The organism is Desulfofarcimen acetoxidans DSM 771, from assembly GCF_000024205.1.
Classification (GTDB): domain Bacteria; phylum Bacillota; class Desulfotomaculia; order Desulfotomaculales; family Desulfofarciminaceae; genus Desulfofarcimen; species Desulfofarcimen acetoxidans.
Genome location: NC_013216.1, coordinates 738,355 through 764,345 on the forward strand (window position 1 = coordinate 738,355; position 25,991 = coordinate 764,345).

24 protein-coding genes and 1 pseudogene are annotated in these 25,991 nt (G+C 42.5%); 23 read left to right on the plus strand and 2 right to left on the minus strand.

The genetic code is table 11. From position 1 onward, the window contains the following. The first annotated feature begins 42 nt into the window (after positions 1 to 42). The 8 genes from purE to purD all read left to right on the plus strand — a co-directional run bounded on the left by purE (position 43) and on the right by purD (position 8,819). Complete coding sequence (purE, locus tag DTOX_RS03545; RefSeq protein WP_015756360.1) at positions 43 to 570, plus strand: 5-(carboxyamino)imidazole ribonucleotide mutase; 528 nt, start codon at positions 43 to 45, stop codon at positions 568 to 570. A gap of 106 nt (positions 571 to 676) precedes the next feature. Further along, on the plus strand, positions 677 to 1,969 hold the full coding sequence (purB, locus tag DTOX_RS03550) for an adenylosuccinate lyase (protein ID WP_015756361.1): 1,293 nt from the start codon (positions 677 to 679) through the stop codon (positions 1,967 to 1,969). 16 nt (positions 1,970 to 1,985) lie between these two features. Then, complete coding sequence (gene purC, locus DTOX_RS03555; RefSeq protein ID WP_015756362.1) at positions 1,986 to 2,726, plus strand: phosphoribosylaminoimidazolesuccinocarboxamide synthase; 741 nt, start codon at positions 1,986 to 1,988, stop codon at positions 2,724 to 2,726. 49 nt (positions 2,727 to 2,775) lie between these two features. Then, positions 2,776 to 4,212 (plus strand): amidophosphoribosyltransferase, encoded by a 1,437-nt coding sequence (gene purF / locus DTOX_RS03560; RefSeq protein WP_015756363.1) that lies wholly within the window; start codon positions 2,776 to 2,778, stop codon positions 4,210 to 4,212. A 29-nt stretch (positions 4,213 to 4,241) separates the two neighbouring features. Continuing rightward, positions 4,242 to 5,282, plus strand: a complete 1,041-nt coding sequence (purM, locus tag DTOX_RS03565) for a phosphoribosylformylglycinamidine cyclo-ligase (RefSeq protein WP_015756364.1) — start codon at positions 4,242 to 4,244, stop codon at positions 5,280 to 5,282. A 63-nt stretch (positions 5,283 to 5,345) separates the two neighbouring features. After that, on the plus strand, positions 5,346 to 5,954 hold the full coding sequence (gene purN, locus DTOX_RS03570) for a phosphoribosylglycinamide formyltransferase (protein ID WP_042315352.1): 609 nt from the start codon (positions 5,346 to 5,348) through the stop codon (positions 5,952 to 5,954). Positions 5,955 to 5,984: 30 nt separating this feature from the next. After that, on the plus strand, positions 5,985 to 7,526 hold the full coding sequence (gene purH, locus DTOX_RS03575; RefSeq protein ID WP_015756366.1) for a bifunctional phosphoribosylaminoimidazolecarboxamide formyltransferase/IMP cyclohydrolase: 1,542 nt from the start codon (positions 5,985 to 5,987) through the stop codon (positions 7,524 to 7,526). Positions 7,527 to 7,541: 15 nt separating this feature from the next. Beyond that, complete coding sequence (gene purD / locus DTOX_RS03580) at positions 7,542 to 8,819, plus strand: phosphoribosylamine--glycine ligase (RefSeq protein WP_015756367.1); 1,278 nt, start codon at positions 7,542 to 7,544, stop codon at positions 8,817 to 8,819. Positions 8,820 to 9,661: 842 nt separating this feature from the next. Here the strand turns inward: purD and DTOX_RS03585 are convergent. After that, positions 9,662 to 10,450 (minus strand): hypothetical protein, encoded by a 789-nt coding sequence (locus tag DTOX_RS03585; protein WP_042315354.1) that lies wholly within the window; start codon positions 10,448 to 10,450, stop codon positions 9,662 to 9,664. A 1,829-nt stretch (positions 10,451 to 12,279) separates the two neighbouring features. On the opposite strand from DTOX_RS03585, the gene DTOX_RS03590 reads away from it, so the two are divergent. From DTOX_RS03590 to DTOX_RS03620, 9 genes and pseudogenes are all read left to right on the plus strand, one after another. Next, complete coding sequence (locus tag DTOX_RS03590) at positions 12,280 to 12,783, plus strand: hypothetical protein (protein ID WP_015756369.1); 504 nt, start codon at positions 12,280 to 12,282, stop codon at positions 12,781 to 12,783. Positions 12,784 to 14,462: 1,679 nt separating this feature from the next. After that, complete coding sequence (locus DTOX_RS03600; protein ID WP_015756370.1) at positions 14,463 to 15,434, plus strand: Rpn family recombination-promoting nuclease/putative transposase; 972 nt, start codon at positions 14,463 to 14,465, stop codon at positions 15,432 to 15,434. A 197-nt stretch (positions 15,435 to 15,631) separates the two neighbouring features. Further along, on the plus strand, positions 15,632 to 16,012 hold the full coding sequence (locus DTOX_RS23725) for a hypothetical protein (protein WP_174260359.1): 381 nt from the start codon (positions 15,632 to 15,634) through the stop codon (positions 16,010 to 16,012). 208 nt (positions 16,013 to 16,220) lie between these two features. Next, positions 16,221 to 16,394 carry a hypothetical protein gene (locus DTOX_RS22830; protein ID WP_015756371.1) on the plus strand — a complete coding sequence of 58 codons (174 nt, stop codon included), beginning with the start codon at positions 16,221 to 16,223 and terminating at the stop codon, positions 16,392 to 16,394. Positions 16,395 to 16,408: 14 nt separating this feature from the next. After that, positions 16,409 to 16,942, plus strand: a complete 534-nt coding sequence (locus tag DTOX_RS03605) for a hypothetical protein (RefSeq protein WP_015756372.1) — start codon at positions 16,409 to 16,411, stop codon at positions 16,940 to 16,942. Between the two features lie 237 nt (positions 16,943 to 17,179). Then, complete coding sequence (locus tag DTOX_RS03610; RefSeq protein WP_015756373.1) at positions 17,180 to 17,488, plus strand: hypothetical protein; 309 nt, start codon at positions 17,180 to 17,182, stop codon at positions 17,486 to 17,488. 109 nt (positions 17,489 to 17,597) lie between these two features. Further along, positions 17,598 to 17,723, plus strand: a pseudogene (locus DTOX_RS25230) (transposase); the annotation flags it as partial. A 44-nt stretch (positions 17,724 to 17,767) separates the two neighbouring features. Further along, positions 17,768 to 18,715: an RNA-guided endonuclease InsQ/TnpB family protein gene (locus DTOX_RS03615; RefSeq protein WP_242652540.1), complete on the plus strand. Its 948-nt coding sequence runs from the start codon at positions 17,768 to 17,770 to the stop codon at positions 18,713 to 18,715. A 240-nt stretch (positions 18,716 to 18,955) separates the two neighbouring features. Continuing rightward, complete coding sequence (locus tag DTOX_RS03620) at positions 18,956 to 19,243, plus strand: transporter suffix domain-containing protein (protein ID WP_015756374.1); 288 nt, start codon at positions 18,956 to 18,958, stop codon at positions 19,241 to 19,243. Positions 19,244 to 19,320: 77 nt separating this feature from the next. Here DTOX_RS03620 and DTOX_RS22835 read toward each other — a convergent pair whose 3' ends face one another. Further along, the gene (locus tag DTOX_RS22835; protein WP_015756375.1) at positions 19,321 to 20,292 is read right to left on the minus strand and encodes an IS630 family transposase; all 972 of its coding nucleotides are present in this window, start codon (positions 20,290 to 20,292) and stop codon (positions 19,321 to 19,323) included. Positions 20,293 to 20,478: 186 nt separating this feature from the next. Between DTOX_RS22835 and DTOX_RS03630 the strand changes: the two genes are divergently transcribed. The 6 genes from DTOX_RS03630 to hisC all read left to right on the plus strand — a co-directional run bounded on the left by DTOX_RS03630 (position 20,479) and on the right by hisC (position 25,985). After that, entirely contained in the window at positions 20,479 to 20,790 is a 312-nt protein-coding gene (locus DTOX_RS03630; protein WP_015756376.1) for a YerC/YecD family TrpR-related protein, read from the plus strand. A 47-nt stretch (positions 20,791 to 20,837) separates the two neighbouring features. Beyond that, positions 20,838 to 22,007, plus strand: coding sequence for an ATP phosphoribosyltransferase regulatory subunit (gene hisZ, locus DTOX_RS03635; RefSeq protein ID WP_015756377.1), 1,170 nt, complete (start codon positions 20,838 to 20,840; stop codon positions 22,005 to 22,007). A 219-nt stretch (positions 22,008 to 22,226) separates the two neighbouring features. Then, on the plus strand, positions 22,227 to 22,904 hold the full coding sequence (gene hisG, locus DTOX_RS03640) for an ATP phosphoribosyltransferase (protein WP_015756378.1): 678 nt from the start codon (positions 22,227 to 22,229) through the stop codon (positions 22,902 to 22,904). Between the two features lie 83 nt (positions 22,905 to 22,987). Continuing rightward, positions 22,988 to 23,617 (plus strand): IS607 family transposase, encoded by a 630-nt coding sequence (locus DTOX_RS03645; RefSeq protein ID WP_015756379.1) that lies wholly within the window; start codon positions 22,988 to 22,990, stop codon positions 23,615 to 23,617. Further along, positions 23,614 to 24,912: a histidinol dehydrogenase gene (gene hisD / locus DTOX_RS03650; RefSeq protein ID WP_015756380.1), complete on the plus strand. Its 1,299-nt coding sequence runs from the start codon at positions 23,614 to 23,616 to the stop codon at positions 24,910 to 24,912. Before DTOX_RS03645 ends, hisD begins: the two co-directional genes overlap by 4 nt. Next, positions 24,912 to 25,985 carry a histidinol-phosphate transaminase gene (hisC, locus tag DTOX_RS03655; RefSeq protein WP_015756381.1) on the plus strand — a complete coding sequence of 358 codons (1,074 nt, stop codon included), beginning with the start codon at positions 24,912 to 24,914 and terminating at the stop codon, positions 25,983 to 25,985. Before hisD ends, hisC begins: the two co-directional genes overlap by 1 nt. Positions 25,986 to 25,991: the final 6 nt, after the last annotated feature.

Here is a 25,991-nt window from a genome sequence, read left to right on the forward strand (position 1 = left end):
TTAGATTTATGATATTGTGTCTTATAATTAGGAGGGAAACCAATGTCTCAACCAATGGTTGGCATTGTCATGGGCAGTGATTCCGATCTGCCGGTTATGAAGGCTTGTGCTGATATGTTGGATAAATTCGGCATAGCTTATGAAGTAATTATTTCTTCCGCTCACCGTGTTCCTGAAAAAACTGCCGCTTATGCGGCTTCTGCCGAATCAAGGGGCCTGGCGGTTATTGTCGCAGGTGCCGGTGGGGCCGCTCACCTGCCCGGTGTAATTGCCGCGCTGACACCCCTGCCGGTAATTGGTGTGCCTATAAAAAGCGGTGCTCTGGAAGGTGTGGATGCTCTCTATGCCATAGTGCAAATGCCGGCTGGTATTCCGGTGGCTACGGTTGCTATTAACGGTGCGCAAAATGCCGGCATTCTGGCTGCTCAAATTATCGGGACCGGTGATGCCGGTGTAAGAGCCAGAGTGAAAGCGTATAAAGAGGATTTGTCCAGACATGTGGAGAGCAAGAATAAGCGGTTGTCGGAGATTGGAATAGAGGAGTACCTGAAGGAGAAAACAGGAAGATAGTTGTTATTATACTGTCTAAAGGGAACCGGATAAATGAAGTGGGTCAGACGGGATGGGCTGCAAATTTATACCGGTTAAGATAAATTATTGCACCGGAGGTAATTAGATGATCGAACGTTATACTTTACCCGAAATGAAACGGATCTGGTCACAGGAAAATAAATTCAGAAAATGGCTGGATGTTGAGATTTATGCCTGTGAGGCTTTGAATGAAATGGGCCAGATCCCGGATGCCGCTTTAAAGGAGATTAAAGAAAAGGCTGACTTCAATGTTGACAGGGTGTTGGAGATAGAGGAGATTACTAATCACGATGTGATCGCTTTTTTAACCTGCGTAGGTGAGTATGTTGGTGATTCCTCCAAATATATTCACATGGGACTGACTTCCTCCGACGTTGTGGATACAGCACAGGCAGTGCAGATTAAAGAATCCGGAGAGCAAATATTAGGCCGTTTAATAAAGCTCTATGAAGTGCTGCTGGAGAAAGCCAAAGAGCATCGCAATACTCTGATGATAGGGCGCACGCACGGCATTCATGCTGAGCCGATTACCTTTGGCCTGAAAATGCTGCTGTGGGCAGCTGAGACAGAGCGCAACATAGATCGTATGAAAGCTGCTGTTGCCACCGTCAGTGTCGGCAAGATTTCCGGCGCTGTAGGTACTTATGCTAATATTGACCCCAGAGTGGAAGCCCATGTCTGCAAAAGGCTTGGTTTGGACAGGGCTAAAGTTTCTACGCAGGTTATCCAGCGTGACCGCCACGCGGAATTTATGAGCACTCTGGCTGTTATCGCCAGTTCTTTGGACAAGTTTGCCACTGAGATACGCAGCCTGCAGCGCACTGATATTCTGGAAGCGGAGGAATTCTTTAAAAAAGGCCAGAAGGGTTCTTCAGCTATGCCGCACAAGAGAAACCCCATTGTTACCGAGAGGATTTGCGGCATGGCCCGCCTTGTCAGAGGCAATGCTCTGGCAGCCATGGAGAATGTGGCCTTGTGGCATGAGCGGGATATTTCTCATTCTTCAGTGGAAAGAGTGATTATTCCAGACAGCACCACGGCAGTTGATTATATGTTGTTTAAATTCATTAATATTATGGAGAACCTCCTGGTTTACCCGGAGAATATGAAACGCAATGTCGAGCGCACACACGGTTTAATCTTTTCCCAGCGTGTAATGCTGGCAATGGTGGATAAGGGTTTAAGCCGTGAGAGGTCTTACGAGCTGGTGCAGCGAAATGCTATGCCGTCCTGGAGTACCGGAGAGCCCTTTCAGGAGCTTTTGTTTAAAGATGAAGAAGTCATGAACGTGCTGAGCAAGGAAGAAATTACCGAACTATTTGACTATAGTTTTCACCTTCAATATATTGATGAAATATACAGCCGATTTGGTCTGTAGAAAGTGAGGAAATATCATGCAGAAATTGCAAATGCTTTACGAAGGTAAAGCTAAAAGAGTATATAAAACAGATCATCCGGAATGCTTTTGGGTTGAGTTTAAGGATGATGCTACTGCCTTTAACGGGGCAAAAAAGGGTACCATCGACAATAAAGGTGTGTTGAATACACAGATTTCCGCCTATTTCTTTAATCTTTTGGCTGAAAAAGGGATTCCCAGTCATTTTGTCAGCCTGCAAGGCGACCGTGATATGATTGTTAAGGCTTTAAAAATTCTAATGGTGGAAGTTGTTGTGCGCAATATAGCTGCCGGCAGTTTGTCCAAGCGTGTGGGTTTGCCGGAAGGTACGCTGCTGGATTTCCCTATTGTTGAGTTTTATTACAAAAATGACAGTTTAAACGACCCGCTGATTAACGATGATCATGCCAGAGTTCTTAAACTTGCCACTCCTGAACAACTGCAGTTGATGCGTCAGACAGGTTTGCAGGTGAATAGAATTTTGCTGGAGCACCTGTCCGACAAGGATATCTATCTGGTAGATTTTAAGCTGGAGTTCGGTATTCATAACGGTAAGTTTTTGTTGGGTGACGAAATATCGCCGGATACCTGCCGTTTTTGGGATAAGCACACAGGCGAAAAGCTGGACAAGGATCGTTTCCGCAGGGATCTGGGCGATGTTGAAGCAGCTTACCGGGAAATTTATAGAAGATTGACCGGAAATACATTCCAGATTAACGAGGTTCAAGGTAACCGGTAAGCTGGGAATGAAGGTGACCGACCACCGAATTCGGAGGGAGATGGAACGCATGGCGGGCCACTTTGAAAGTGATGAACCGGGCAGATGGGTAACTCATGATAAACCTAAGGATGAGTGCGGAGTATTTGGTATCTATGGCAGGGGTCTGGATGTAGCACGGTTGACGTATTACGGCCTTTATGCTTTGCAGCACAGAGGGCAGGAAAGCGCCGGTATTGCCGTGGCAGATGGCGACAGTGTCTTTTTGCAAAAAGGCATGGGCCTGGTTCCGGAGGTTTTTAACGGTGAGAACCTGGATAAATTTAAAGGGCATATCGCCATTGGGCATGTCAGGTACTCCACTACCGGCTCCAGCCTGCCGATTAACGCCCAGCCTCTGGTCTTTCGTTACGCCGGGGGAATGATGGGGTTGGCGCACAACGGCAATTTGACCAATGTTTCAGAACTTTGCCAGCAGCTTTTTTCTAACGGTGCGGTATTTCAATCTACGACTGACAGTGAAGTTATTGTTAATATGATAGCCAGAAATTATCAGAACAGTATGGAAGAAGCTGTTATGAAATGCATGATTGACCTTAAAGGTGCTTATTCCCTGGTAATTATTACTGAGAATAAATTGATGGCCGTACGTGATCCTTTTGCTATAAGACCGCTTTGTATTGGCCGCCTGGGTGATGCCTGGGTGGTGACTTCCGAGTCCTGCGCTCTTGCTACTATAGGTGCGGAACTGGTGCGGGATATGGAACCAGGCGAGATAATTATTATTGATGATAACGGTTTGAATTCACTGCAGATGATGCGCCCGCGCAGGAAGGCACACTGTATTTTTGAATATATTTATGTGGCCAGGCCGGACAGTACAATGGACGGTTATAATATAAACACTGTGCGCAGAGCTATGGGACGGCAGTTAGCCCGTGAATACAGGGTGGATGCAGATTTTGTCATCCCGGTACCTGACTCAGGAACTGCTGCAGCCCGTGGCTATGCCGAAGAATCAGGTATACCTTTTGAAGAGGGTCTGATGAAAAACCGCTACATTGGGCGTACCTTTATACAACCTAACCAGAGCATGAGAGATCTGGCTGTTCGTCTTAAGTTAAACCCGATTCGGGATATTTTGGCCGGCAAGCGAGTGGTTATGGTGGATGATTCGCTGGTACGCGGTACTACCAGCACTAAGTTGGTGGCTATGCTTCGCAACTGCGGGGTTGAAGAAGTCCATTTATGTCTCAGTTCCCCCCCGATTATTCGCTCCTGCTATTATGGTATCGACACCTCCAATGAGAGTGAATTGATTGCGGCCCGCAAGCAGGTCAGTGATATTAAGAACATAATTAAGGCCGACGGGCTTCATTACCTGAGTTTGGAGGGACTGTTGGACATATTCGGTGATAACCGGTGCAATTTTTGCACCGCCTGTTTTAGCGGTGAGTATCCTGTTGAGATACCGAAGAAGGCCGGAAAGTATGAGTTGGAAAGTTAACATGCAAATTGAAGGGGTGTCCCGGAGCAATGGATAATAAGCAGGAAGGTTTAACCTATGCCGGGGCCGGAGTAGATATAAGCGCCGGCAACAGATCGGTAAAGCTTATTAAAGAGTCGGTGCGCAGTACCTTTCGTCCCGGAGTGCTGACTGATATCGGGGGTTTTGGTGGGTTGTTTGCCCTGGATAAAGCCAGGTATCAAGAACCGGTACTGGTTTCAGGCACCGATGGAGTAGGAACGAAGTTAAGGGTGGCCATGCTGCTGGACAAGCATGATACCATAGGTATTGATGCGGTGGCCATGTGCGCTAACGATATTCTGGTGCAGGGAGCCGAGCCGCTGTTTTTTCTGGATTATTTAGCGGTGGGCAAGCTGGTTCCGGAAAAGGTGTCGGAAATTGTAGGCGGGGTGGCCGAGGGCTGTCTTCGGGCCGGCTGCGCTTTAATCGGAGGCGAGACGGCGGAGATGCCGGGCTTTTACGCTCCCGGTGAGTATGACATCGCCGGTTTTGTTGTAGGTGTGGTTGACAAACATAAAATTATAGACGGCAAACAGATTAAGCCGGGAGATAAGTTGATCGGCCTGTCCTCCTCCGGTCTGCACAGCAACGGCTATTCACTAGCCCGCAAAGCCTTGTGGGAAACTGCCGGTTACAAAGTTGACCGGTATCTGCCGGAGCTTGGCCGTACTGTGGGGGAAGAGATGCTGGAACCGACCCGCATCTATGTTAAACAGGTACTGCCATTACTGAATAAGTATAATATAAAGGGACTGGCTCATATAACCGGCGGCGGGTTGACAGAAAATGTCCCCCGTATACTGCCGCCCGGCACGGGCGCGGTGCTGGAGAGGAACTGGCCGGTTCCCGCCGTGTTTAATCTGATCCAGTCAGTGGGTAAAATAGCTGATGCGGAAATGCTGCGCACCTTCAATATGGGTATTGGCCTGGTGCTGGTCGTTTCCGAAGGTGAAGTTGAATTGGTAATGTCTGAACTGTCAGCCATGGGGGAAAGGGCTTACTTAATTGGTGAGGTAAAAGCCGGAGACGGTGTTGTGGAATATATATAAAAGTTATAGTACTGAAAAATCTGAGTTAAAGTGATAATGTCATGGTTGTTAGGGGATAGAGAAATGTCCGATTTTCGTTTGGGCGTACTGGCTTCGGGGCGAGGTTCTAACCTGCAGTCAATCATGGATGCCTGCGCCGCCAGGCAGCTTGAGGCGGAAGTGGTCCTGGTAATCAGCGATCAGGTTTCTGCTTATGCGCTGGAAAGAGCAAGAGCGGCAGGTATCCCGGCGGTTTATATTAACCCGGGGAATTATCAGAGCAGGCAGGATTACGATGCGGCTGTTGTGGAAATACTGCTGGCGCACGGGGTGGAGCTTGTTTGCCTGGCAGGTTATATGAGGCTGGTGGGTAAAGTAATGTTAGCTGCCTACCCCAATAAAATTATAAATATTCACCCGGCGCTTTTACCTGCTTTTCCGGGTCTTCATGCCCAGCGCCAGGCCTGCGAGTACGGTGTCAAGTACAGCGGCTGTACAGTTCACATTGTGGATGAAGGCATGGATACAGGCCCGATTATTCTGCAGGCGGCGGTTCCGGTGTCGGACGGGGATGATGAGGACAGCCTGTCGGCCAGAATTTTAGAACAGGAACACCGTCTCTACCCGGAGGCCCTGCGATTGTTTGCAGAGGGTAGGATTGTAGTGGCGGGAAGAAAAGTAAGTATAGTTTGATCACTTAGTATAAAAGAAAGGTTGAGCCGAATGAAAATAAAAAGAGCCTTAATCAGCGTTTCCAATAAAGAGGGAGTTGTAGAATTCGCTCGCGGCTTGGTAAACCTGGGTGTAGAGATTATTTCCACCGGTGGTACGGCTAAAACCATCAGAGAAGCCGGCTTACCGGTTACTTATGTTTCAGACGTAACCGGTTTTCCCGAAATACTGGATGGCCGGGTAAAAACCCTGCATCCTAAAGTGCACGGCGGCATACTGGCTTTACGCACGGAGGAGCACCTGGCCCAGTTGGATAAACAGCAAATTGAGACGATCGACCTGGTAGCGGTAAACTTATATCCCTTTCGGGAAACTATAGCTAAACCGGGAGTGACTTTTGAGGAGGCTATTGAGAATATAGATATCGGGGGCCCGGCCATGGTGCGGGCAGCGGCTAAAAATCATAAATATGTTTTGACAGTGGTAAACCCTTATCGCTATGAGGAAGTTCTGACAGCTTTGCAAACCGGGCAGGTAAGCGAGGATCTACGCTGTCTGCTGGCCCTGGAAGCTTTTGCTCATACCTCATCCTATGATTCTGCCATCACCGCCTATTTGCAGAAGCTTTCCTGCGGTAATGAATTATTTCGCCAGAATATGACTGTTTCGGCTGAACTGGTACAGGTGCTTCGTTACGGTGAAAACCCGCACCAGAGGGCCGCTTTTTACCGTGATATGCTGAGCAGTGGGCCTTGTGTGGCTAATGCCATACAACTGCACGGCAAGTCCTTATCCTATAACAACATCTTGGATACCAATTCCGCGCTGGAATTGGTGCGTGAATTCAAGCAACCTGCCGCTGTGATTATTAAGCATAATAATCCCTGCGGTGCTGCTTGTGACGATGAATTGGCAGAAGCCTATAAGAAGGCTTTCGCCTGTGATCCTGTATCTGCTTTCGGCGGTATTGCCGCTTTTAACCGGACAGTTGATGCGGCTGCGGCTGCGGCTATGAGCGAGGTATTCCTGGAAGTGGTTATCGCACCCGGCTTTTCCCGGGAGGCAATGGATATCCTGACTAAGAAGGAAGCGCTGCGTCTTTTGGAAGTGGGACCCTTGGACACCCAGACCAATGACCTGAAAGAGGTGCGCCAGGTTAACGGAGGGTTCTTGATGCAGGATGCGGACAGGCAGGTGTTTAACCAGGAAGAGCTTAGGACTGTAACCAGCCGGCAGGTTTCTGACGAGCAAATGGCTGAATTGACTTTTGCCATGACTATAGTTAAGCATGTTAAATCCAATGCTATAGTTTTAACCAAAGACCGGCAGTTGGTCGGTATCGGTGCCGGGCAGATGAATAGGGTAGGTTCTGCCAGGATAGCCATAGAGCAGGCAGGTGAAAAAGCCAGCGGCGCTGTAATGGCTTCCGATGCTTTCTTCCCGTTTAGAGATACTCTGGATGAGGCGGCTAACGCCGGTGTGACAGCCATTATTCAGCCGGGCGGTTCAAACCGTGATGAGGAATCCATAGCAGCGGCCAATGAGCACGGCATGGCCATGGTTTTTACCGGCATGAGGCATTTTAAACACTAGTACGGAGGTTTTTTCATGAAAGTTTTAGTTGTTGGCGGTGGAGGCCGTGAGCATGCCCTAGTCTGGAAACTTCGCCAGAGCCCTCGTATTAAGGAGATATTCTGTGCTCCGGGCAATGCCGGGATTGCCGGTGACGCTGTATGTGTGGATATTAAAGCCGAGGATATTCAGGGTCTTTTGGCTTTTGCCCGTAAAGAAAAGATCGATCTGACCGTGGTCGGCCCGGAAGCCCCTCTTACAGAGGGTATCGTGGATGTGTTCCGGGAAGCAGGCTTGAAGATTTTCGGGCCTTCCGCGCGTGCTGCGGCTATTGAAGGCAGCAAGGTACTGGCCAAAGAAATCATGTTTAAATACGGTATTCCAACCGCCAAATACGGTTCTTTTACCGATCCGGCTGCGGCTTATGCTTATCTTAAAGAAGTCGGTGTTCCCTGTGTCGTCAAGGCTGACGGTCTGGCTGCCGGAAAAGGCGTTATTGTAGCCTTTGAAATGGCAGAGGCTGAAGCTGCGGTCAGGCAGATTTTGGAGGACAAAGCCTTCGGACAGGCCGGGGAGAATATTATAATTGAAGAGTTTTTGCAGGGTGAAGAAGTCAGTGTGTTGGCCTTTACTGATGGCCTAACAGTAGTTCCCATGCTGCCTGCCCAGGATCACAAGCAGATTTTTGACGGCGATGTCGGGCCGAATACCGGCGGTATGGGTGCTTATGCTCCAGCTCCCGTTTGCACTCCTGAAATTTGCCGCCAGGCTGTGGAAGAAGTACTTAAGCCGATGGTGCGGGCTATGTCTGAAGAAGGCCGTGATTACGAGGGTGTGCTGTATGCAGGTTTAATGGTGACTGCCGGCGGGGTAAAAGTATTGGAATTTAACGCACGTTTCGGCGACCCGGAGGCCCAGCCGGTGCTGATGCTGCTGGAAACGGATTTAGTGGAAATAATCGAAGCTATTCTTGAGCGCAGGCTGGACCAAACAGAGGTTAAGTGGAAGAACAATGCCGCGGTTTGCGTAGTACTGGCTTCCGGCGGTTATCCCGGCAGTTATGAGAAGGGCAGGAAAATCAGCGGCCTTACTGGGTTAACCGCTGCCGATGCTGTTGTGTTTCATGCCGGTACAGCCCTTAAGGATGGGCATATTGTTGCCTCTGGCGGCAGGGTGCTGGGAGTTGCGGCTCAGGCCCCGGATATAGCAGGTGCTATTGCCCGTGCCTACAATATGATTGAAAAAATAAGTTTTGAAGGAATGCAGTATCGCCGGGATATCGGGCGCAAGGCTTTAGTTAAATCAGGGAAATGAACGGGATTGATAACAGCACTCTCATATATATTCCTGCAGTTAAAAAAGAAGATAGCTATACAAGTTATTTGTGAAGGGCTGCGAATTTCGCAGCCCTTCTATTCGGAGGTCAGCGGAGATTATCTTGCCGGTAATTTAGTTTTTTGCGTAACTGGTTCCTAGGAACCGGGGCAAAGATGACAGAAATTATCACCGAGCGATGGTTATTAATTTCTATTTTTTACCCTGTTTGTATAATGAAAAATTTTGGACCTACCCACCAAAATAAGCTTATAATTTCCTAATAATTTAACAGAGAGGAGATCGTGGGCCAAGTTCTCCCGATAAAAACAAGGGAGGTATTTTCAATGAAACTAATGCCGAAAATTAAATGGATTGCTACTGTATCAGTGCCGGCAGTAGGTGTACCAATAATTTGCGTTTAAGTAGTGTAAAACGATGCAAAGAAAAGTTTAACCGACTATTTTCTAACCCAGGTTTCGTAGTGTGTCATGAAAGGAATTGAAGTGTCAATCAATTCCGTGCTTTGCAAAAGATGAGGGGAGGCCCCTCGAACTCGGTATTCAGGTGCAGAGTTCAAACAACCTTAAGCTGCTGTGTTCAAAAGGCATGGTGGTGAGCGTTAAGGAAAAGGCCGGAATTACCGGTCATGTGGGTATCATGGAGCTAAACGAAAGTGAAGGGCCGAAGAAGTATCGTAAGTGAGAACAGTGCTATTGAAACCAGGGATTTGCGAAGTAACTGGGATTAATCTGGAAGAACCCTTTCACGTCGGAATATACACCTAAGGCTCTTTTTAGAATGTCATTGGCGGCTTCCAGTTCTGTAAAGCTCATGGATGTTTATTTATTCAATCGATTGATAATATCTTCAAATTTGCAATTAGTTATATGTTCAAATACGCGGATAAAATCATTTTCTTCTCCAACATTATTAATAATTTGATAAATAGCGCTTGTTCCCCAGATGGAAATTATTTTGTGAATATAAAATTCACTTGATTGATATAACATTTCATATGAATATAGATTCCAATTTGCTGGATTAGTAATAATGCAGAAATTAAGACTGTTTTTGTATTCATAATTTAAATCTTGAATAGTATTATGAGAAATATATTCAGCTAAACCCTCTTTAAACCAAATGGGTAATAATAAATCAACGTTAGAAGCATTAATTAATTGATGAGTATATTCATGAAAAAATGTCTTTAATGGATCGGGGTTCAAATATGTGATTTGATTTCCATTATGTAAATCAATTATATTTTTTTCAGTTAAAATTACTATTTTATTATCAATTGAGTAGCCAGAAGCCATTAATAATTTTTTGTCTCTTTTTGCTGTGTTCTTGTTCTTAAGGTATATAGTTATGTTTCTTTCATAACATGTTGGGGTAAAGTATTTTGAAGATGTTTTAATGAAATTTGGAATATTTTTTTCAATATTTTTTATTAATGATAGCTGTGTATCGCTGGAATAACATACCATAATATTATTAGATACTTTGTACTTCTTATATTGAGGTTTTTCCGTACCATAATACAGTAAGAAATTAAGACAGAGAAAAATAAATATACATATACCAGTAAAATATAGATTAATTGGTTTTTTCCCAAAGTTATATCTCAAAAAACTTACCAAAATAAAAGTTGTAATAAACGTAAAAATATATCTAATGGTTATTTCATTTATACTAATCCCATCCCATCCTTATCCTTAATCAACTCACTACAGATAGTTCTTATATAACCACTGTGGTTATTGAAATCGTACAAAATCGTATAGTCTCTCAAATTCCGTACCTTTAACTTACTGAGTTTAATAATGAAATCTAGAATTCAATACTTATGGACAATAATAAATATCAATACAAATTTTTAATATATTTACATCAATATCAATACCTAAATTAACTTTTAGACTATATAAATTGAAAGAATATGTATATAGCTATAAATCTATCCCAAGTAGATTAAGAATAGTTTCTACGCTTAAAACATCATGATCACTATAACAGTTGCAGACATATCCTCCTTGTGTGCTCTCAGTTAATTTAAATGGAGTCAGTGAATCTAGGAGATAATTTATTGTTGGGTTTAATAATTTACTTTTGTTGAAGCCAATACGTGGTAGTTCTTCTTTACTTTCTTGCACACTTTTTCTTAGCTTATATTGTATTAAAGACCGGATAAGCAAAGAAATATTCAACAGCATAGTAAGTGCGGCGTTTTTAAATATATCACTGATGCCAGTGCAGGCTCCTTTAACATAAGAAACTGTGCCTCAACAATGTGTTGTCCTTTATATTTTCGAAGAACATCACCGGCACTTAGCTCGTTTTCTAATACACTTGTAACCTGGACAAAACATTCCTCCGCTTGTCTAAGCAATCCAATAATACAGCTTAGTATAAGTCATCAGAAGTACGGAGGAGCAGAATATTTCTGCCTTTATGCTGGCCAGCTATAATAATTAAGTATATGAAAAGCCGGGGAGTTGTTTCCGTGGCTTTTTTCTATGTTTATGGGAGAAATTATTTTATAACAAAAAATAGATCTATATTACATTATATTTATCGACAATATACACCTATTGCATGATAAAACAAATTATAATAAATTTTTACTTGGATGTAATATGTAACATTGAATAAATGTTAAATAATTAAACTAGCGGCTTGTAAAGGTAAGTAAATAGTGGGAGATTAATTTAGATGCTATGTTTGATAATGCTGCTATGCTGTCGCAAATAGAAAGGTTTTAAGTATTAATGTTCACGAAAGTTTCGTAAAATCAATTCTTGTATAAGGGATGTTAAACTTAATTTTTAATAAAAATGTGTTTTTATAATCATTTTATCTGAGACACTTAACGTGATGTTTGTTACGACCAATTCTTTAACAGATATGTTGTTGGTTAAATAGATGGTTAAATTGCCAAATTCATATGATTCATATTAAGTTAAGGAGGTGATAGTATAATTCAATTTCAAAAAATGCCACGTTATCCGCCTAAATGGGCAAAAAATAATAGTGGCTCGGTAGGTGAACCGGGAACAACTTGCAACGGCGTACCCACAGTAACCTAGCCTGAACCACTATTAATATTATTGTATTATATGTAATTTAAAATTACAATATACTATTCGGTTCAAGGGTGTGTCAATGAAATGACAAAAACCTGATTATGAATTACCGAGGGTAAGGAATGAGATAGAATTTTTATGCCTTGTTTGCTGATGCTTAATTTCAGTATAGCTGTGCCAAGTGTTACTTGCAGTTAAAAAGATATTAAGTATGCCTGTGATAATGGCGTTTCAGTTAATGGAACAGAAATTGGTGCTTGACATCCTAAGAAATTTTCTAAAAGTTAATCTTAAAAATTAAGGGGGTTTTGTAAATACATTCCAGGATAAAATTAATTTCATTATTGACAGTAATGGCTTTCTGCTTGAATTTTATGTTTACCGTCTTATCTTTCGCTGCATCAGCAAATGAAGACGTAGCTAAGCAATCCACGGAAAAATCTCAGTATGAGAAACTATCAAAAGATATAGAAAACTATCTCAAGCTTGAAGATGGAAAACTTAAAATAGATACCAATAAAATGGAAATAGACGGATATTCCGAAACGATTATCCAAAGTGTTGAAAAGCAATATCAAGAGTTCAATATTAGTATTAATAGTGATCAAGTAAGTTCTAAGTCAATAGGTTCAGCTGCAGTTAAAAAAGCTGCTCAATGGTTAAAAAGTAATTGGAGTAAGGTATATGCTAAAATCCCAACATCAGTAAAAGCGTACTTTAGTTTCGATGTAGTATCAAAATATATAGACGCATATGTAAAGTATTCTGATACGATAAACGAATATTTAGCAAATATTGTAAATGCTTGTTTGCCTTCGTCTCTAGAGTGGATGACTCCTGGTATTGTAGCTACAATAGAACTGTTATTGCCATTTTAAAGTTAAGTAGGATCCCTCCACTTCTAATGTGGAGGGATATACACTGATTTAGTAATTTATTACTTCACTAATACAACGTTTTGCAAATATAATATTTCTATGTTTATTATTAAGAAATGAACATAATGTGGGAGGGATGAGAATGCTAGATAAAAATTTTCGCCAAGTAAATTAAAAGACGATTTCTATTTCCTGAGGCTCTATCAATATATAAATATTCCCTATTTGCATTATATATAGATAATTAAGAATAATCATGAAGTTACGTTTGAAGATATTATTAGGCCTGCGCTCTATGAAACAGGCAACCATTGAGTGTTTGAAGATTTTTAGAGAAAGTTGGTTATAAAATTTGATTGTTTGGAGAATATTTAAGAAAATTGGCATTATTACTTTGTTTATTTTGTATCTTGGGTATATTTTTTTTAAAGCACCAATATTTGAAAAATTTGGAATTGCCAACCTGGTTGAATATATACTCGTATTATTTGGAGCGGGGTATGTTAATTATTCACTATTAAAGAAAGAAATATATCCTCTATTTAGGAAACAATAAACTGAATTGAATCAATCTTATTTTGTTATCTTTAGTACGGGGGATAACCATTATTATATTGCAGTTATCTATCTAAGAACTGGTTATAGCGAACGGATAACGACCAATTTGTGGTCAAGAACAGCGCATTTCGATCTTGCTCGGAATAGTGGTCAGAAAGCAGGAATACTATTTATCAGTATCAACTTAGAAAAAACAACCATGCCATCGGCGTATACCGTTCTATTTTTTCTGTGATATTTATTTTTATAACAATACTTGTAATTCTACACCCATTATATAAATGAGTGAAAAATCATAAGTAGTGCCTATTATATCAGACAAATAAAACAGGGCTGACTTAATGCTTGAGCTTGTAAAATATCTTTTTGTTTAATACGAGTTGGTAATAATATTAACGAACTATAACACATGAAGCCGGGGGGGATTAACCTCGGCTTTTCTCTATTCCTCGCTATAACCTAACCGTTCAAAGTCCATTGCCTTGATTAAACCCTCGCGCAGCACCTTCAAAAAACTAATGTTATTTTCCTCTGCCGCTTCCTTTACCATAATGGATTTCTTTGTAAGAATGAGCGATGTAACTGGAAATGCTTATATTAGCTTTAGCGGCCTAAGATTGTATAAATACACCTCCAGCAGTTCAAAGACGCAGTTAGTCGCAACTTCAATGCCGGTATATGCCAATATGAAATATATGCTCAAGTTCCAGGTTAATGGATCAACCATACGTTTGCGATTATGGTCGTATGGCAATATAGAGCCAACGACCTGGAATATTAACACAACGGACAGCACCTATCCGGCAGGCTACGTTGGCTTACAAGTAATATACGGGGCTGTGTTGTTTGATGACTGGAAGGTGTATTCCTCAAACAACATAACCTGTAGGAGCTAACTAACTAGCTCCTATATTTTTTATTTTTAGGACAAAAAAGGCGGCTTTCGCCACCCTTCTCGTTATCTTGTTGTAATATGTTCTCCTTATTATGACTTATATTATAAGGCAGGCCCAAGTTCTCAGCAAATTCAAGGTGCTTTATACCTTCTTGGAAGTCCGCAATATAAAACTTCACTTAATTAATATCTTTTGCTATAATCTATATAAAAGGGGGATATGTGTATGTTAGATGATGAACCAAACCAACCCAATATTCATCACCCCCATGATAAGGGTTATCGGCAAATCCTCACTAATAAAAAATCATTTCTACAGCTTATAAAAAGCTTCATCAAAGAAAACTGGGTTAATGACATCAATGAAGACGACCTTATCCTAGTGAATAAATCTTATATCACCAAAGATTTTACAGAAAAAGAAGCGGACATAGTTTACAAACTTAAAACCCGTCAGGCAGAAATAATCTTTTATATCCTACTTGAACTGCAATCAACAGTAGATTTTCTAATGCCGTTTCGCCTACTGCAATACATGGTAGAAATCTGGCGGGAAGTATACAACAATACTCCGTCAGAAAAGAGGGAACGCAAAGATTTTCGACTGCCTCCTATAATCCCGGCTGTATTATATAACGGTAAAGATAATTGGACAGTTGGCTTAAACTTCAAAGAAATGTTGGGTGGTTATCAAAATTTTGAGCAGCACCTCTTAGATTTTCGTTACATTTTCTTTGATGTAAACAGATATAGCGAGAAAGAACTTTATCAGATGGCTAACCTTGTGGCAAGTGTTTTTCTTTTAGACCAAACAATAACTCATGAAGAGTTAATCAGACGGTTTAAAAAACTAGCTAGAGTGCTAAAAAGATTAACACCGGAGGAATTTAGACAATTTGCAACCTGGTTAATAAATGTGTTAAAACCAAAATTTGCTTCATATATGCAGAAAGAGTTAGATAATGTTTTATGCAAAAATTCCCCGCTGGAGGTGGATATTATGATTATGAATTTAGAAATAACTTTGGATGAAATGCAGAAGAAGGCTAGGGATGAGGGCCGAGATGAAGGTAAAAAGGAAGCACAAAAAAATATAGCTAGGGCTGCTCTTAAAAAAGGAGCATCAATTGACTTTATCAGTGAAATTACAGGATTAACTGAAGAAGAAATTCAAAAGTTGAAAGATCAGATGAACTAGCTTGAGCGGGTCGTAAATAACGAGGGATATTCTCAAATATTGGACAGTCAAAAGTTTTTGTCGAAAAAATGATAGAAGAATAACCCAATCGGGCGGTTTTATGATGTCCTAATGGTTGCTACCACCAAAAAAGAGATTAAATCACCGAAAGGGTTACTCAATTTAGTATACCCGATTTCACAGCGATTGCCTATACTATGTTAGAATTTATTAACACAATCTTGTCTGTATTCCGTGCCTGTTTTACCGGAACCGCTACCTTTGAATGGTTCGTTGTGATAATTGTTGGCTTAATGTTACGTACCGATCATCTCGGCATCACCTCATTCATTTTTGATCTTTCCCTGCATCCATGTGGGTACGAGACCGACCTGACGCTTGCAGCGGTGGACACCATTTGCTTGTACAGCTATCGGTTCAAGATCGAATGCATGTTTCGAGAAATGAAACAAATGATCGGCGCATTCGGCTATTACTTCTGGAGCAAATCAATGCCGAAGCTGAAGCGGTATCTACGAAAGGGAGAACCTCATCCCCTGGAACAAGTGACTGAAGAAACGGACAGACAGCGTATTTGATTGGCTATTCAGGTTACCGAAGGATTTATAATGTGTAGCTGTATCGCGACTGGACCGGTGCAACTGATCGCCTTGCGATTTTTGATTTTTATAGCTGGTTCACTGAATATGTACAAGTAAAAATATATACTACCTATGAGAGCATTGTTGCATATAATATATGAAGTTAAAATTAATTTAGTTTAGTAATTGAAAGTAGGTAGTTTTGATGGCAACAGCATCATTCATCAAAGATATAACTATAAGAGAACCTGATGCAATAAAAAAGTTTGTAAATGTGATTTCTGAAAATAGGCCATCAAATTCTATCGACAAAGAAAAGGCATCTGACAAAGCTATGGCAAGAGCAGAAAAATTATTAAAACAGTACCTGTCTCGTTAAGGAAATTTTTAGAAATGTCTTCTAAGAATAAAACTCAGGAAGTAATTTCTACTTTTATTTGCAGCAGAGATAAAGACATAGAGCATTTTTTAAAAGAAAAAGCTATAGAATTTAAAAAGGTGTCAAAAAGCAGAACCTATTTTATAGTTGACGAAGAAGCTCTTGAATTAGGTGACTTTAACATTCTAGCGTATTTTTCTTTGGCAATACAAGTGCTAAAAGTACCTATAGAGATATCTAATAGAAAAACTAAGCATTTAGATGGATTATTTTCAAAAAGAGATGGAGAAAAAATAACTGAATTTCCAGTGTTTCTAATTGGACAACTAGCTAAAAACGATACATATGCTAAATTAATAACAGGTAAAGAAATTCTTGAATATGCCATATCAACAATTTATAAAGCTCATGAAAAAATTGGAGGTAGAATTGTATTAGTAGAATGTGCTGATAAAAAATCTCTAGTAGATTTTTATCAGAGCAATGAATTTGAGGTTATTAGACAGGATGAAGATAAATTGATTCAGTTGATAAGAATGATTCATTAACACTTTCTTTAAATAGAGAAGGTGTTTTATTATTTTATAACCTGGATTCCCGGCAACACATAACGATATAACCTTAAAACCCTTGATTTAACTGCATCGTCGCCTCGTTAGGTATTTGCACACATAACGAGTCCTTCAACAACTTAATATTTGCTAAAAGCCTTGTAAATGAACCGGTTAAGCGATTCCTCGTTATGTATATGCGGGAATCCAGGTTATAAGGGGGTAACAGATTTATTGAATGAACAAAATGATGTTCACCACAACCATCTATTCCACCAATACATGCAAAAATACTTCTCACCAACTAAAATCAAGCAACTTATAGAAGCTTTCAGTTTTTCAGAACTCCGTAAACTAATTGGTGAGATGGACATAGAATACTTTGCTTTATGCTACTTCCCTAAATACTTTGACAGGATTTTCGGTAAATTTTACAAAGAATTATTTCAAGAATTAAAATATATGCTTGCAAATAAAGGATTGATTGAGGCTTTCGGATTGCCGAGGGAACATGGCAAAAACACAATTAATTCTTTTTTATAGAAAACCGCTCCTTTCATCCCACGGGACGAGCCCGTGGGATGAAAGGAGCGGTCGCCCGGTAGGGCGACAAGTATATACACAAACACTTCCTCTACTGTATAATTGAATCATGGAAAGAATAACAAACCATTGCGTCTACAATATTAACTATCATATCGTGTTTTGCCCAAAGTATCGTCGCAAAGCAATTGCGGGTAAAGTAGAGGATGCTGTTAAACAAATAATTCAGGAAATATGCGATTGTAAGGATACTTAAGAGCATTACCGCCAAAAGAATATTTGTCACTTTTCCCTGGCTTAAATGGAGCAGGGGTTACAGATTGGCGCTATCCCCATCGCAGGAAACGTTTTTTCACCGTAACCTGGAAGCCGCTTGGTATAACTTACGAAGGAAAGATGTTGACTCTCTCCAACGGACGCGGCAGGGAATCACTCATACTTAACTTACCCAAAAGGCTCTCCGGAGCCGTCATTAAGCTGGTTCAACTTGTATGGCACCGTAACCTTTACTGGCTGCATGTAACGGTAGAAAAACCGGCCTTGAAAAAAGTACAGGGCGGTGTTACAGCAGCCATTGACCCCGGTGAGGTACATGCTGTAGCTATCACAGACGGTAAGAAATCTTTGGTAGTGAGCGGCAGATTGCTGCGTTCTCTGCGCCGGCTCCGGAATAAGGTGCTGCGCAGGTTGCAAAAAGCTATTTCTAAAACTAAAAAAGGCTCAAAACAGCGCAATAAGCTTTTCGCTGCAAAGTACCGGTTTTTGAACAATATTGAGCGCCGAATTGAGCACGTCATACATACCATTTCAACTATTGTTTCAAAATGGTGCTTTGAGCATAACGTCAATACCGTCTATATTGGCAATCCAGAAGGCGTGCGCAAGAAGGACTGCGGTAAAAAGCACAACCAGCGGATGAGTCAATGGACTTTCGGTGAATTACGCAGGATGCTGGAGTATAAGTTAAAGCGTCATGGCATTAAGCTGATACCAGTGGATGAACGCGGTACTTCGGGTACTTGTCCAGCTTGTGCAGAGTATACCAAGCAAACAGGTCGCACCTATAAATGCGGCAAGTGCGGTTTCGCCGGCCCGCACCGGGATATGGTCGGTGCTTCCGGAATTCTGGATAAATCGGTTAACGGTAAATTCACCAAAGGCCGTAAGTTACCTGAGAAGGTCGAATATGCACGGCTGAAGGTGTTGGCACTGAAAAAAACTGCTTAAACGTATCTACGATGAGTAGTAGATGCCCATGGACCGGGCCAAGGCTGTGGTAACACAGTGCTGTAGCTCATGAGAGAGTGTAAGACCTTGCTTTGCCAGGGCAGTTCTCAATGAAATGAGAAACCTTACGGGTAGAAGCCTCCGGGCTCATCCCGGAGGAGGTTCACATGCAACATGTCAATTATGATTAATACCTGCATTTAGGACAAAGCCACTGTTATTCAGAAAGGGAAATAAGCTGTGATACACCAAAAAAACAGAAACAATCAAATATCAAATAAAAAACATTCCGTTGAGCTTAGAAAATCAGGGATCGGTCTTGTTGTGTTATCATTTATTTTGTATGGCTTAATTTTACTCATACCGTTTGTTTCCTTTTCCACAGGCATCAAAGTAACTATTTCCACTGTTCTTGTTGTTCTGGGGGAAATATCGTTTTGGGTAGGTGGAATAATCCTTGGTAAAGAAGTTATTTCACGGTATAAAAAGTTCCTAAACCCCATTAACTGGTTTAAAAGAGATAACTAGTGCACGATGGCGTAAATACGCGCACACCAATAAATTCCAAGTAGGTATTGTGCGGCCAAAAGTTTATTGGCATATGTTCAGCGAAATGGCTTAGCCAAATATTGATTATAGTAGTCAATAAACTGTTGAATACGTAATTTCAAATCTTGAACCGATGAAAAACTAGATCGTCTATTGAGTAATCGTCTTTTTAAGATACTAAACCATATTTCAATCTGATTCATCCATGATGAGTGTTTAGGTGTATAGACAATACGAATCTGATGTGTTGAATCTGACAAAAATGAAGCCCGTGTCTCCATTGATTTTAGTACTCCCTTTACACCTTTTATACCCAATTCCTCTGTCGGGATTCCTTCTTGTTCTGCTATCCACTTTACCAGTGTCTCTGACTTATGTGTATTCAATTGATCCATGACAAAAATATATGGCCGTTTTGGAACAGTTGCCACTACTTCACGAATATGTTTTGTGAAATCGGTTTCCGTCCGGGTAGATTGAATAAGCGGAGCAACAATTTCTCCGGTTACCACGTTTCGTGAAGCGATTAAAGTGGTTGTCCTGTGTCTCTTATACTCTTGCTCAATACACTCCACTTGGTTAGGACGCATAGGCAATGCCTCATGGATGTGTTCTAACGCTTGGATACCGGTAATTTCGTCCGTACATAATATGTGATAGCCAGAAGATTCCATCATTACAGAATTCCGATAAACTTGACAAACTATCGCCACCTGTTGCTGATGTTGTTCTGGATTATCAATCTTGGCGTTTAACCAACCTTTATATTGATGTGGTTTTAAATCCGCTTCAGATAAGTATCGCCCAACTGTTCGTACTGAAATATTTTTTACTATTACTTGTCTTATTGCTGTATGAGCCAATGCTGCCGGTGTCCAATGACTTGAGGGAACACCGTTTTCGATCGGTGATTGGCAAGCTAATGAAACAATATGAGCAATTTGTTCCGGTTTAAAAAATGCTGGTTTACCAATGCGGTACTTATCTTTTAGTACTGATTTAATAATAGATTTTAGCTTATGACTCATATTCCGCAGTGTGTCATGAAAGGAATTGAAGTGTCAATGTATAGGGTGAGGGGAGAGGAAAACCTATGAAAAGGAGTTCTTAAACATATAAAACTATAAATCCCTGTAGACATTATGCCAAATCGGCATGTCCATTTTTAGTAATATGGGTTATAATTATGAGTAAAAACCAGGAGGAATAGGGATTTGATTTATCAAAGCAGATTGAAAGACGGCCTTCTGGACCGGTTATTTGAAGCAATAATGCTCTTAAAGGATACAGAGGAATGTTATCGTTTTTTTGAGGACATCTGTACCGTGGCGGAACTCAAGGCTCTGGCGCAGCGGCTGGAAGTCGCTAAAATGTTGGAAGCCAATTATACTTACGGGGAAATTGCATCCAAAACAGGCGCCAGTACTGCTACTGTCAGCCGGGTGAAAAAGTGTTTGAACTTTGGCGCGGACGGTTATAAATTAGTGCTGGATCGTTTGCCGGAGAATAAGAAGCAAGAAGTTTAAGCAATAAAATTTGGAAGACTAAATATATGAAGAGCTGGTGATGGCTGTTGGCATTAAAGGATCGTTTCGGTCGTGTGCCGCCGGGGGTGCGTGATTTACTGCCGGCGGAAGCGGGAACTAAGCGGGAAATTGAAACAAAATTTGCACAACTGGTGCATGCCTGGGGTTACCAGGAAGTTAGCACACCTATTTATGAATATTACGAGAACATCCTGGTAAAGGAAAGCAGCCAGGAGGATAAGCTATTTAAATTTTTAGACAGAAACGGCCATTTGCTGGTCCTGAGGCCCGATATGACGCTGCCCATAGCTCGACTGGCAGCTACCGGGTTAAAGACTGAGACTCTGCCGCTGCGCCTTTTCTATACTGGCCATGCTTTTCTTTACGAGTCACCCCAGGCCGGCAGGCAGAGAGAATTTTACCAGGCGGGTGTGGAGATACTCGGTGACAGCAGTGCCGATGCTGATGCAGAGACAGTCATATTGGCGGTCAAGTCGCTGCTTGCCGTCGGAATTCAAGAATTTCAAATCAGCCTGGGCCATGTTGGAATATTTCACGGTTTAGCTGATGATTTGGGCTTACCGGTTGTAGAAAAAGAAGAATTGAAGACAGCCATAGGCAATAAAGATTTCGTGCTCCTGAGGGAATTATTGAGCAGGTTTATGATTGCTCCCGCGGATCAATCAAGACTCTTAAAAGTTTTAAATCTGAGAGGCAGCGCAAAAGTTTTGGTCGAGGCCCGGCAGTTGATTGGCGGCGGCAGGGCGCAAAGCGCCCTTGATAACCTGGAGGAAATATATGCGGTATTGCAAGCATATGGCGTAGAAAGCCAGGTAACCTTAGATTTTGGTCTTTTAAGAGAACTGGACTATTATACGGGTGCTGTCTTTGAGGGCTACACCGGGTCACTCGGCTTCCCTCTGTGTGGCGGCGGTAGGTATGACAACCTTACCGGGCAGTTTGGTTATGATTTGCCGGCAACCGGCTTTGCCTTGGGTGTGGATAAATTGATGCTGGTATTAGATCGGCAGGGCGCTTTAAACAGGGAAGTCTGTTGCGATTACCTGATCAGGTATACCAGAGAGCAAAGGTCTGAGGCTGTCCGGCAGGCAGGTGAATTGCGGCAGGCAGGCTATACTGTGACAACGCAAATAATTAATTCAGCTGAGCAATCCGGAACCGGTGTAGCTGCGAAAAAAACTATGGTTCTGGGATAAAGAAGTATTATTTATGAATATTTGCCGGAAGTACTAAGGCTTTGGTGGTTCCCGGATAAAATGCACTTTGCCGCTTATTCTGTCGAAAGCGGCCGGTCAATTAAGATCTTATCCTGTCTGTTGAAGACGGTTCTCAAAAATAAGCATTGACAGCCCCGGAAGAGTTGATTTATTATTATAGCGTATTAATGCTTTAATATAGTAAAGAGGTGAAGTGATTTGGATTCTTCCAGGGGGACTTTGACCATAGCCATACCTAAAGGGACTTTATATAAACCGTCTTTAGACTTGCTGCAAAAGGCCGGTTTTAATACAGAAGAACTGGCCGGGGACTCCAGGCAGCTGTATTTTACCGTTCCGGCAGATAATGTACGCTATATTATTTGCCGTCCCACTGATATACCGACTTTTGTGGAATACGGTGCCGCTGATCTGGGCATTGCCGGTAAAGATACTCTGGCCGAGCAGGGCAAGGATGTTTATGAACTTTTAGATTTGAAATACGGTTTTTGCCGTTTTGTAGTGGCAGCCCCGGCCGCTTCAGTGCAAGAATGCGGGGGGCTGGCTCTGAAAAACCGCGGCCATGCACGGGTAGCTACTAAATTTCCGCGTGTGGCAGAAGAGTTTTTTCGCAGTCAGGGCATGCAGGCAGAAATTATCAAGCTGCATGGCAATATAGAACTGGCTCCTCTGGTTGGGCTGGCCGATATGATAGTGGATATTGTTTCAACCGGGCGTACACTGCGCGAGAATAACTTGGTGGAACTGGTTGATGTGATGAATTCTACCGCCCGGTTGATAGCCAACCGGGTAAACAGGCAGTTTAAGGCGGACAGGATAAACCGTTTGCTGGAACAATTGGCTGCGCTTGTAGATGCGGCTAATAAGGAAGGTTAATGGAGGATATAACTGTTACTAGAAAACTAAATTAATATTAAAAAACCTGCTATAATATGATATGATTTTGGCAGGTGATTAGGATGGAAAACTATATAAGTATTGGCAAAGCAGCTAAATATTTAGGGGTTAGTATTAATACTTTACGTGTTTGGGAAAAGAAAAAGATATTAGTTCCAGAAAGAACTCCTACTGGCCATCGCCGCTATAAAATGTCCCAAGTAGAATCCTTTGAGGGCAAAAAATATAGCCGAATTCAAAATACCGTATTTCTCTACGCCAGGGTATCTACGCAAAAACAGGCTGATGCCGGGAATCTTGATCGACAAATAGGAAGGCTTACTGAATATGCATCAAATAACAAATATGCTATTCAGGCTGTTTTTCGTGATATTGCCAGTGGTTTAAATGAAAACCGTAAAGGTCTACAAAAGTTACTTAAGGCTGTAAAGGAGACTAATAATGCCTTAGTAATTATTGAGTATAAAGACCGTTTAGCACGGTTCGGTTATGCCTACTTAGAGAAATACATTAGCGATTTTGGCGGGCATATTGTAGTAATAGAAAAAAAAGACGTCGATGAACAGCAAGAGTTGGTAGAAGATTTAATTGCTGTTACAACGTCATTTTCTGCTCGTATATATGAAAAACGTGGCGGTAGAGTAGCAAAAAAGCTGTCAAAGGTCATTGAAAGCGAGGTGATGGAAGCATGATTAGGATTATGCAGGCGGGAGACCCCGCCCTGGAAAATATTATGAATAGGCATATGGCCGGCAAAGAAGCAGCCGCGGCAATCGTGGCAGAAATAATAAAGACTGTGCGCGAGCAGGGTGACAGGGCTTTATGCGCTTACACGGCCGATTTTGATCAAGTCAAGTTGACCCCCGGTCAACTGAAAGTCATACCTGAAGAAATAGAAGAAGCCTATGGCCTGGTGGAAAAGACAACTCTGGAGTCAATATGCCTGGCCCGTGACAATATAGCTTCTTTCCACCGCAAGCAGTTGGAGAAATCCTGGTTTGCCCCGTCCGATAACGGTGTTATCCTGGGACAGCTGGTGCGCCCGCTGGCCAGAGCAGGCATTTATGTCCCGGGCGGTACTGCTGTGCTCTTTTCTTCAGTGCTGATGAACGCCATACCGGCCATGGTGGCCGGGGTGAAAGAAATTGTTATGGTTACTCCTCCGGGCAAGGACGGAAAACTCAACCCTTATACACTGGTGGCAGCCGCTGAGGCAGGGGTAACCGAGATTTATAAGGCCGGTGGGGCTCAGGCAATAGCGGCACTGGCTTACGGAACTGAAACAATCAAGCCGGTAGATAAAATAACCGGTCCGGGCAATATCTATGTAACCCTGGCCAAACAGCAGGTCTACGGGCAGGTGGGTATTGATATGCTGGCCGGGCCCAGTGAAGTGCTGGTAGTGGCTGATGAAACGGCGGATGCTTCCTATGTGGCTGCGGATCTGCTCTCTCAGGCCGAGCATGACGTGCTGGCTTCCGCTGTGCTGCTGACACCGGTGGAAAGCCTGGCTGAAAAAGTAAGAGAGGAAGTTGCCAGGCAGACTGAGTTGTTGCCGCGCAGGGATATCGTCACCCGTTCTTTAACTGACTACAGCGCTATAGTAATCACCAGGGATTTGGCCCAGGCGGTGCAGATGGCCAATAGGTTTGCACCTGAACACCTGGAACTGATGGTAAAAGAGCCTTTTAACCTGTTATGCCAGATTACCAATGCCGGGGCCGTCTTTTTAGGCTCTTACTCACCCGAGCCGGTGGGAGATTACTGGGCCGGGCCAAATCACGTGCTGCCTACAGGCGGAACAGCCAGGTTCTACTCGCCTTTGAGCGTAGATACCTTTATTAAAAAATCAAGCATAATTTCCTATACACGGGAGGCATTGGAGCAGGCCGGTGGTCATATTGCAGACATGGCTGTTAAAGAGGGACTGGATGCTCATGCCAACGCTATAAGAATCAGGCTGGAGGGGAAAGGAGAAAATCAATAATGAGCAGAAAGTTTGTCATCGAAGACCTGGTCAGACCTGATCTGGCGCAGCTAACCCCGTATGAACCGGAGATACATGACGGTGTGATAAAAATGGATGCCAATGAAAACCCCTACGAATTTCCCGGCCAGGTGCTGGAGCAAATATATAAAAGACTTAGTTCGGAGACCTTTACCCGTTACCCCGATCCCCTGGCTGGTGAATTAAAGCAAAAACTGGCTGTTTATGCCGGTGTCGGGCCTGAGAAGATCCTGGCAGGCAGCGGTTCCGATGAGCTTATCTTGAATATAATTGAGACTTTAGGCCCTGACGCGCCGGTTGTTGTGACTAACCCCACTTTTTCTATGTACTGGGTGCATAGTCTGGTGGTAGGAGCAAAGCCGCTGGTCGTCAACAGGCAGCCGGATTTTTCCGTAGATATAGATGAATTATGCCGTGTAACCGAGCAAAACGGTTGTAAGGCTGTCTTTTTATGTTCTCCCAATAATCCTACCGGAAACATTACCCCTCTGTCCGACCTGGCTCGCTTAGCCGGCAGGGTTAACGCCCTGGTTGTTTTAGATGAGGCTTACGGGGAATTCGGTGGAGAGACAGCCGTACCTCTTCTCGATCAGTATCCCAATATAGTTATTCTAAAAACTTTTTCCAAGGCTTTTGGCTTGGCCGGCCTGCGGGTTGGTTACCTGTTGGCCGATCCTCTGGTTATCAAACAGTTTTTAAAAGTGCAGCAGCCTTTTAATGTGAACAATTTTTCTCAGATTGCCGCTGCCACGGTACTGGATTTCCTACCGCTTTTTCAGCAGCGTATCGACCAAATAATCAAAGACAGGGAGATTATCTTCCAGGCTCTCCTTTCCATAACGGGCGTTAGTGAGGTAATACCCAGCAGAGCTAACTACATAATGTTTAAAACAGTCAAACCTGCAGATAAGGTCTTTCAAGCTTTGTTAGAGAGGAAAATTCTAATCCGCAATTTAAACTCACCCCAGCTGCCGGGTTATCTGCGTGTATCAGTGGGGACGCCCGAAGAGAACAAACTGTTTTTGCAGGAACTTGAACAAGTATTGAGTTAAACAAAA

Excerpts from the sequence above, each read along its gene's own strand:
- DTOX_RS22830 (WP_015756371.1), top strand. The coding sequence starts at position 16,221 with ATGGCAACAGCATCATTCATCAAAGATATAACTATAAGAGAACCTGAT.
- DTOX_RS03600 (WP_015756370.1), top strand. The coding sequence starts at position 14,463 with ATGTTAGATGATGAACCAAACCAACCCAATATTCATCACCCCCATGAT.
- purH (WP_015756366.1), top strand. The coding sequence starts at position 5,985 with ATGAAAATAAAAAGAGCCTTAATCAGCGTTTCCAATAAAGAGGGAGTT.
- DTOX_RS22835 (WP_015756375.1), bottom strand. The coding sequence starts at position 20,292 with ATGAGTCATAAGCTAAAATCTATTATTAAATCAGTACTAAAAGATAAG.
- purB (WP_015756361.1), top strand. The coding sequence starts at position 677 with ATGATCGAACGTTATACTTTACCCGAAATGAAACGGATCTGGTCACAG.
- hisC (WP_015756381.1), top strand. The coding sequence starts at position 24,912 with ATGAGCAGAAAGTTTGTCATCGAAGACCTGGTCAGACCTGATCTGGCG.
- purC (WP_015756362.1), top strand. The coding sequence starts at position 1,986 with ATGCAGAAATTGCAAATGCTTTACGAAGGTAAAGCTAAAAGAGTATAT.
- hisD (WP_015756380.1), top strand. The coding sequence starts at position 23,614 with ATGATTAGGATTATGCAGGCGGGAGACCCCGCCCTGGAAAATATTATG.
- DTOX_RS03590 (WP_015756369.1), top strand. The coding sequence starts at position 12,280 with ATGTTTACCGTCTTATCTTTCGCTGCATCAGCAAATGAAGACGTAGCT.
- DTOX_RS03605 (WP_015756372.1), top strand. The coding sequence starts at position 16,409 with ATGTCTTCTAAGAATAAAACTCAGGAAGTAATTTCTACTTTTATTTGC.
- purD (WP_015756367.1), top strand. The coding sequence starts at position 7,542 with ATGAAAGTTTTAGTTGTTGGCGGTGGAGGCCGTGAGCATGCCCTAGTC.
- purN (WP_042315352.1), top strand. The coding sequence starts at position 5,346 with ATGTCCGATTTTCGTTTGGGCGTACTGGCTTCGGGGCGAGGTTCTAAC.
- purF (WP_015756363.1), top strand. The coding sequence starts at position 2,776 with ATGGCGGGCCACTTTGAAAGTGATGAACCGGGCAGATGGGTAACTCAT.
- purE (WP_015756360.1), top strand. The coding sequence starts at position 43 with ATGTCTCAACCAATGGTTGGCATTGTCATGGGCAGTGATTCCGATCTG.
- DTOX_RS23725 (WP_174260359.1), top strand. The coding sequence starts at position 15,632 with ATGTTAGAATTTATTAACACAATCTTGTCTGTATTCCGTGCCTGTTTT.
- DTOX_RS03645 (WP_015756379.1), top strand. The coding sequence starts at position 22,988 with ATGGAAAACTATATAAGTATTGGCAAAGCAGCTAAATATTTAGGGGTT.
- purM (WP_015756364.1), top strand. The coding sequence starts at position 4,242 with ATGGATAATAAGCAGGAAGGTTTAACCTATGCCGGGGCCGGAGTAGAT.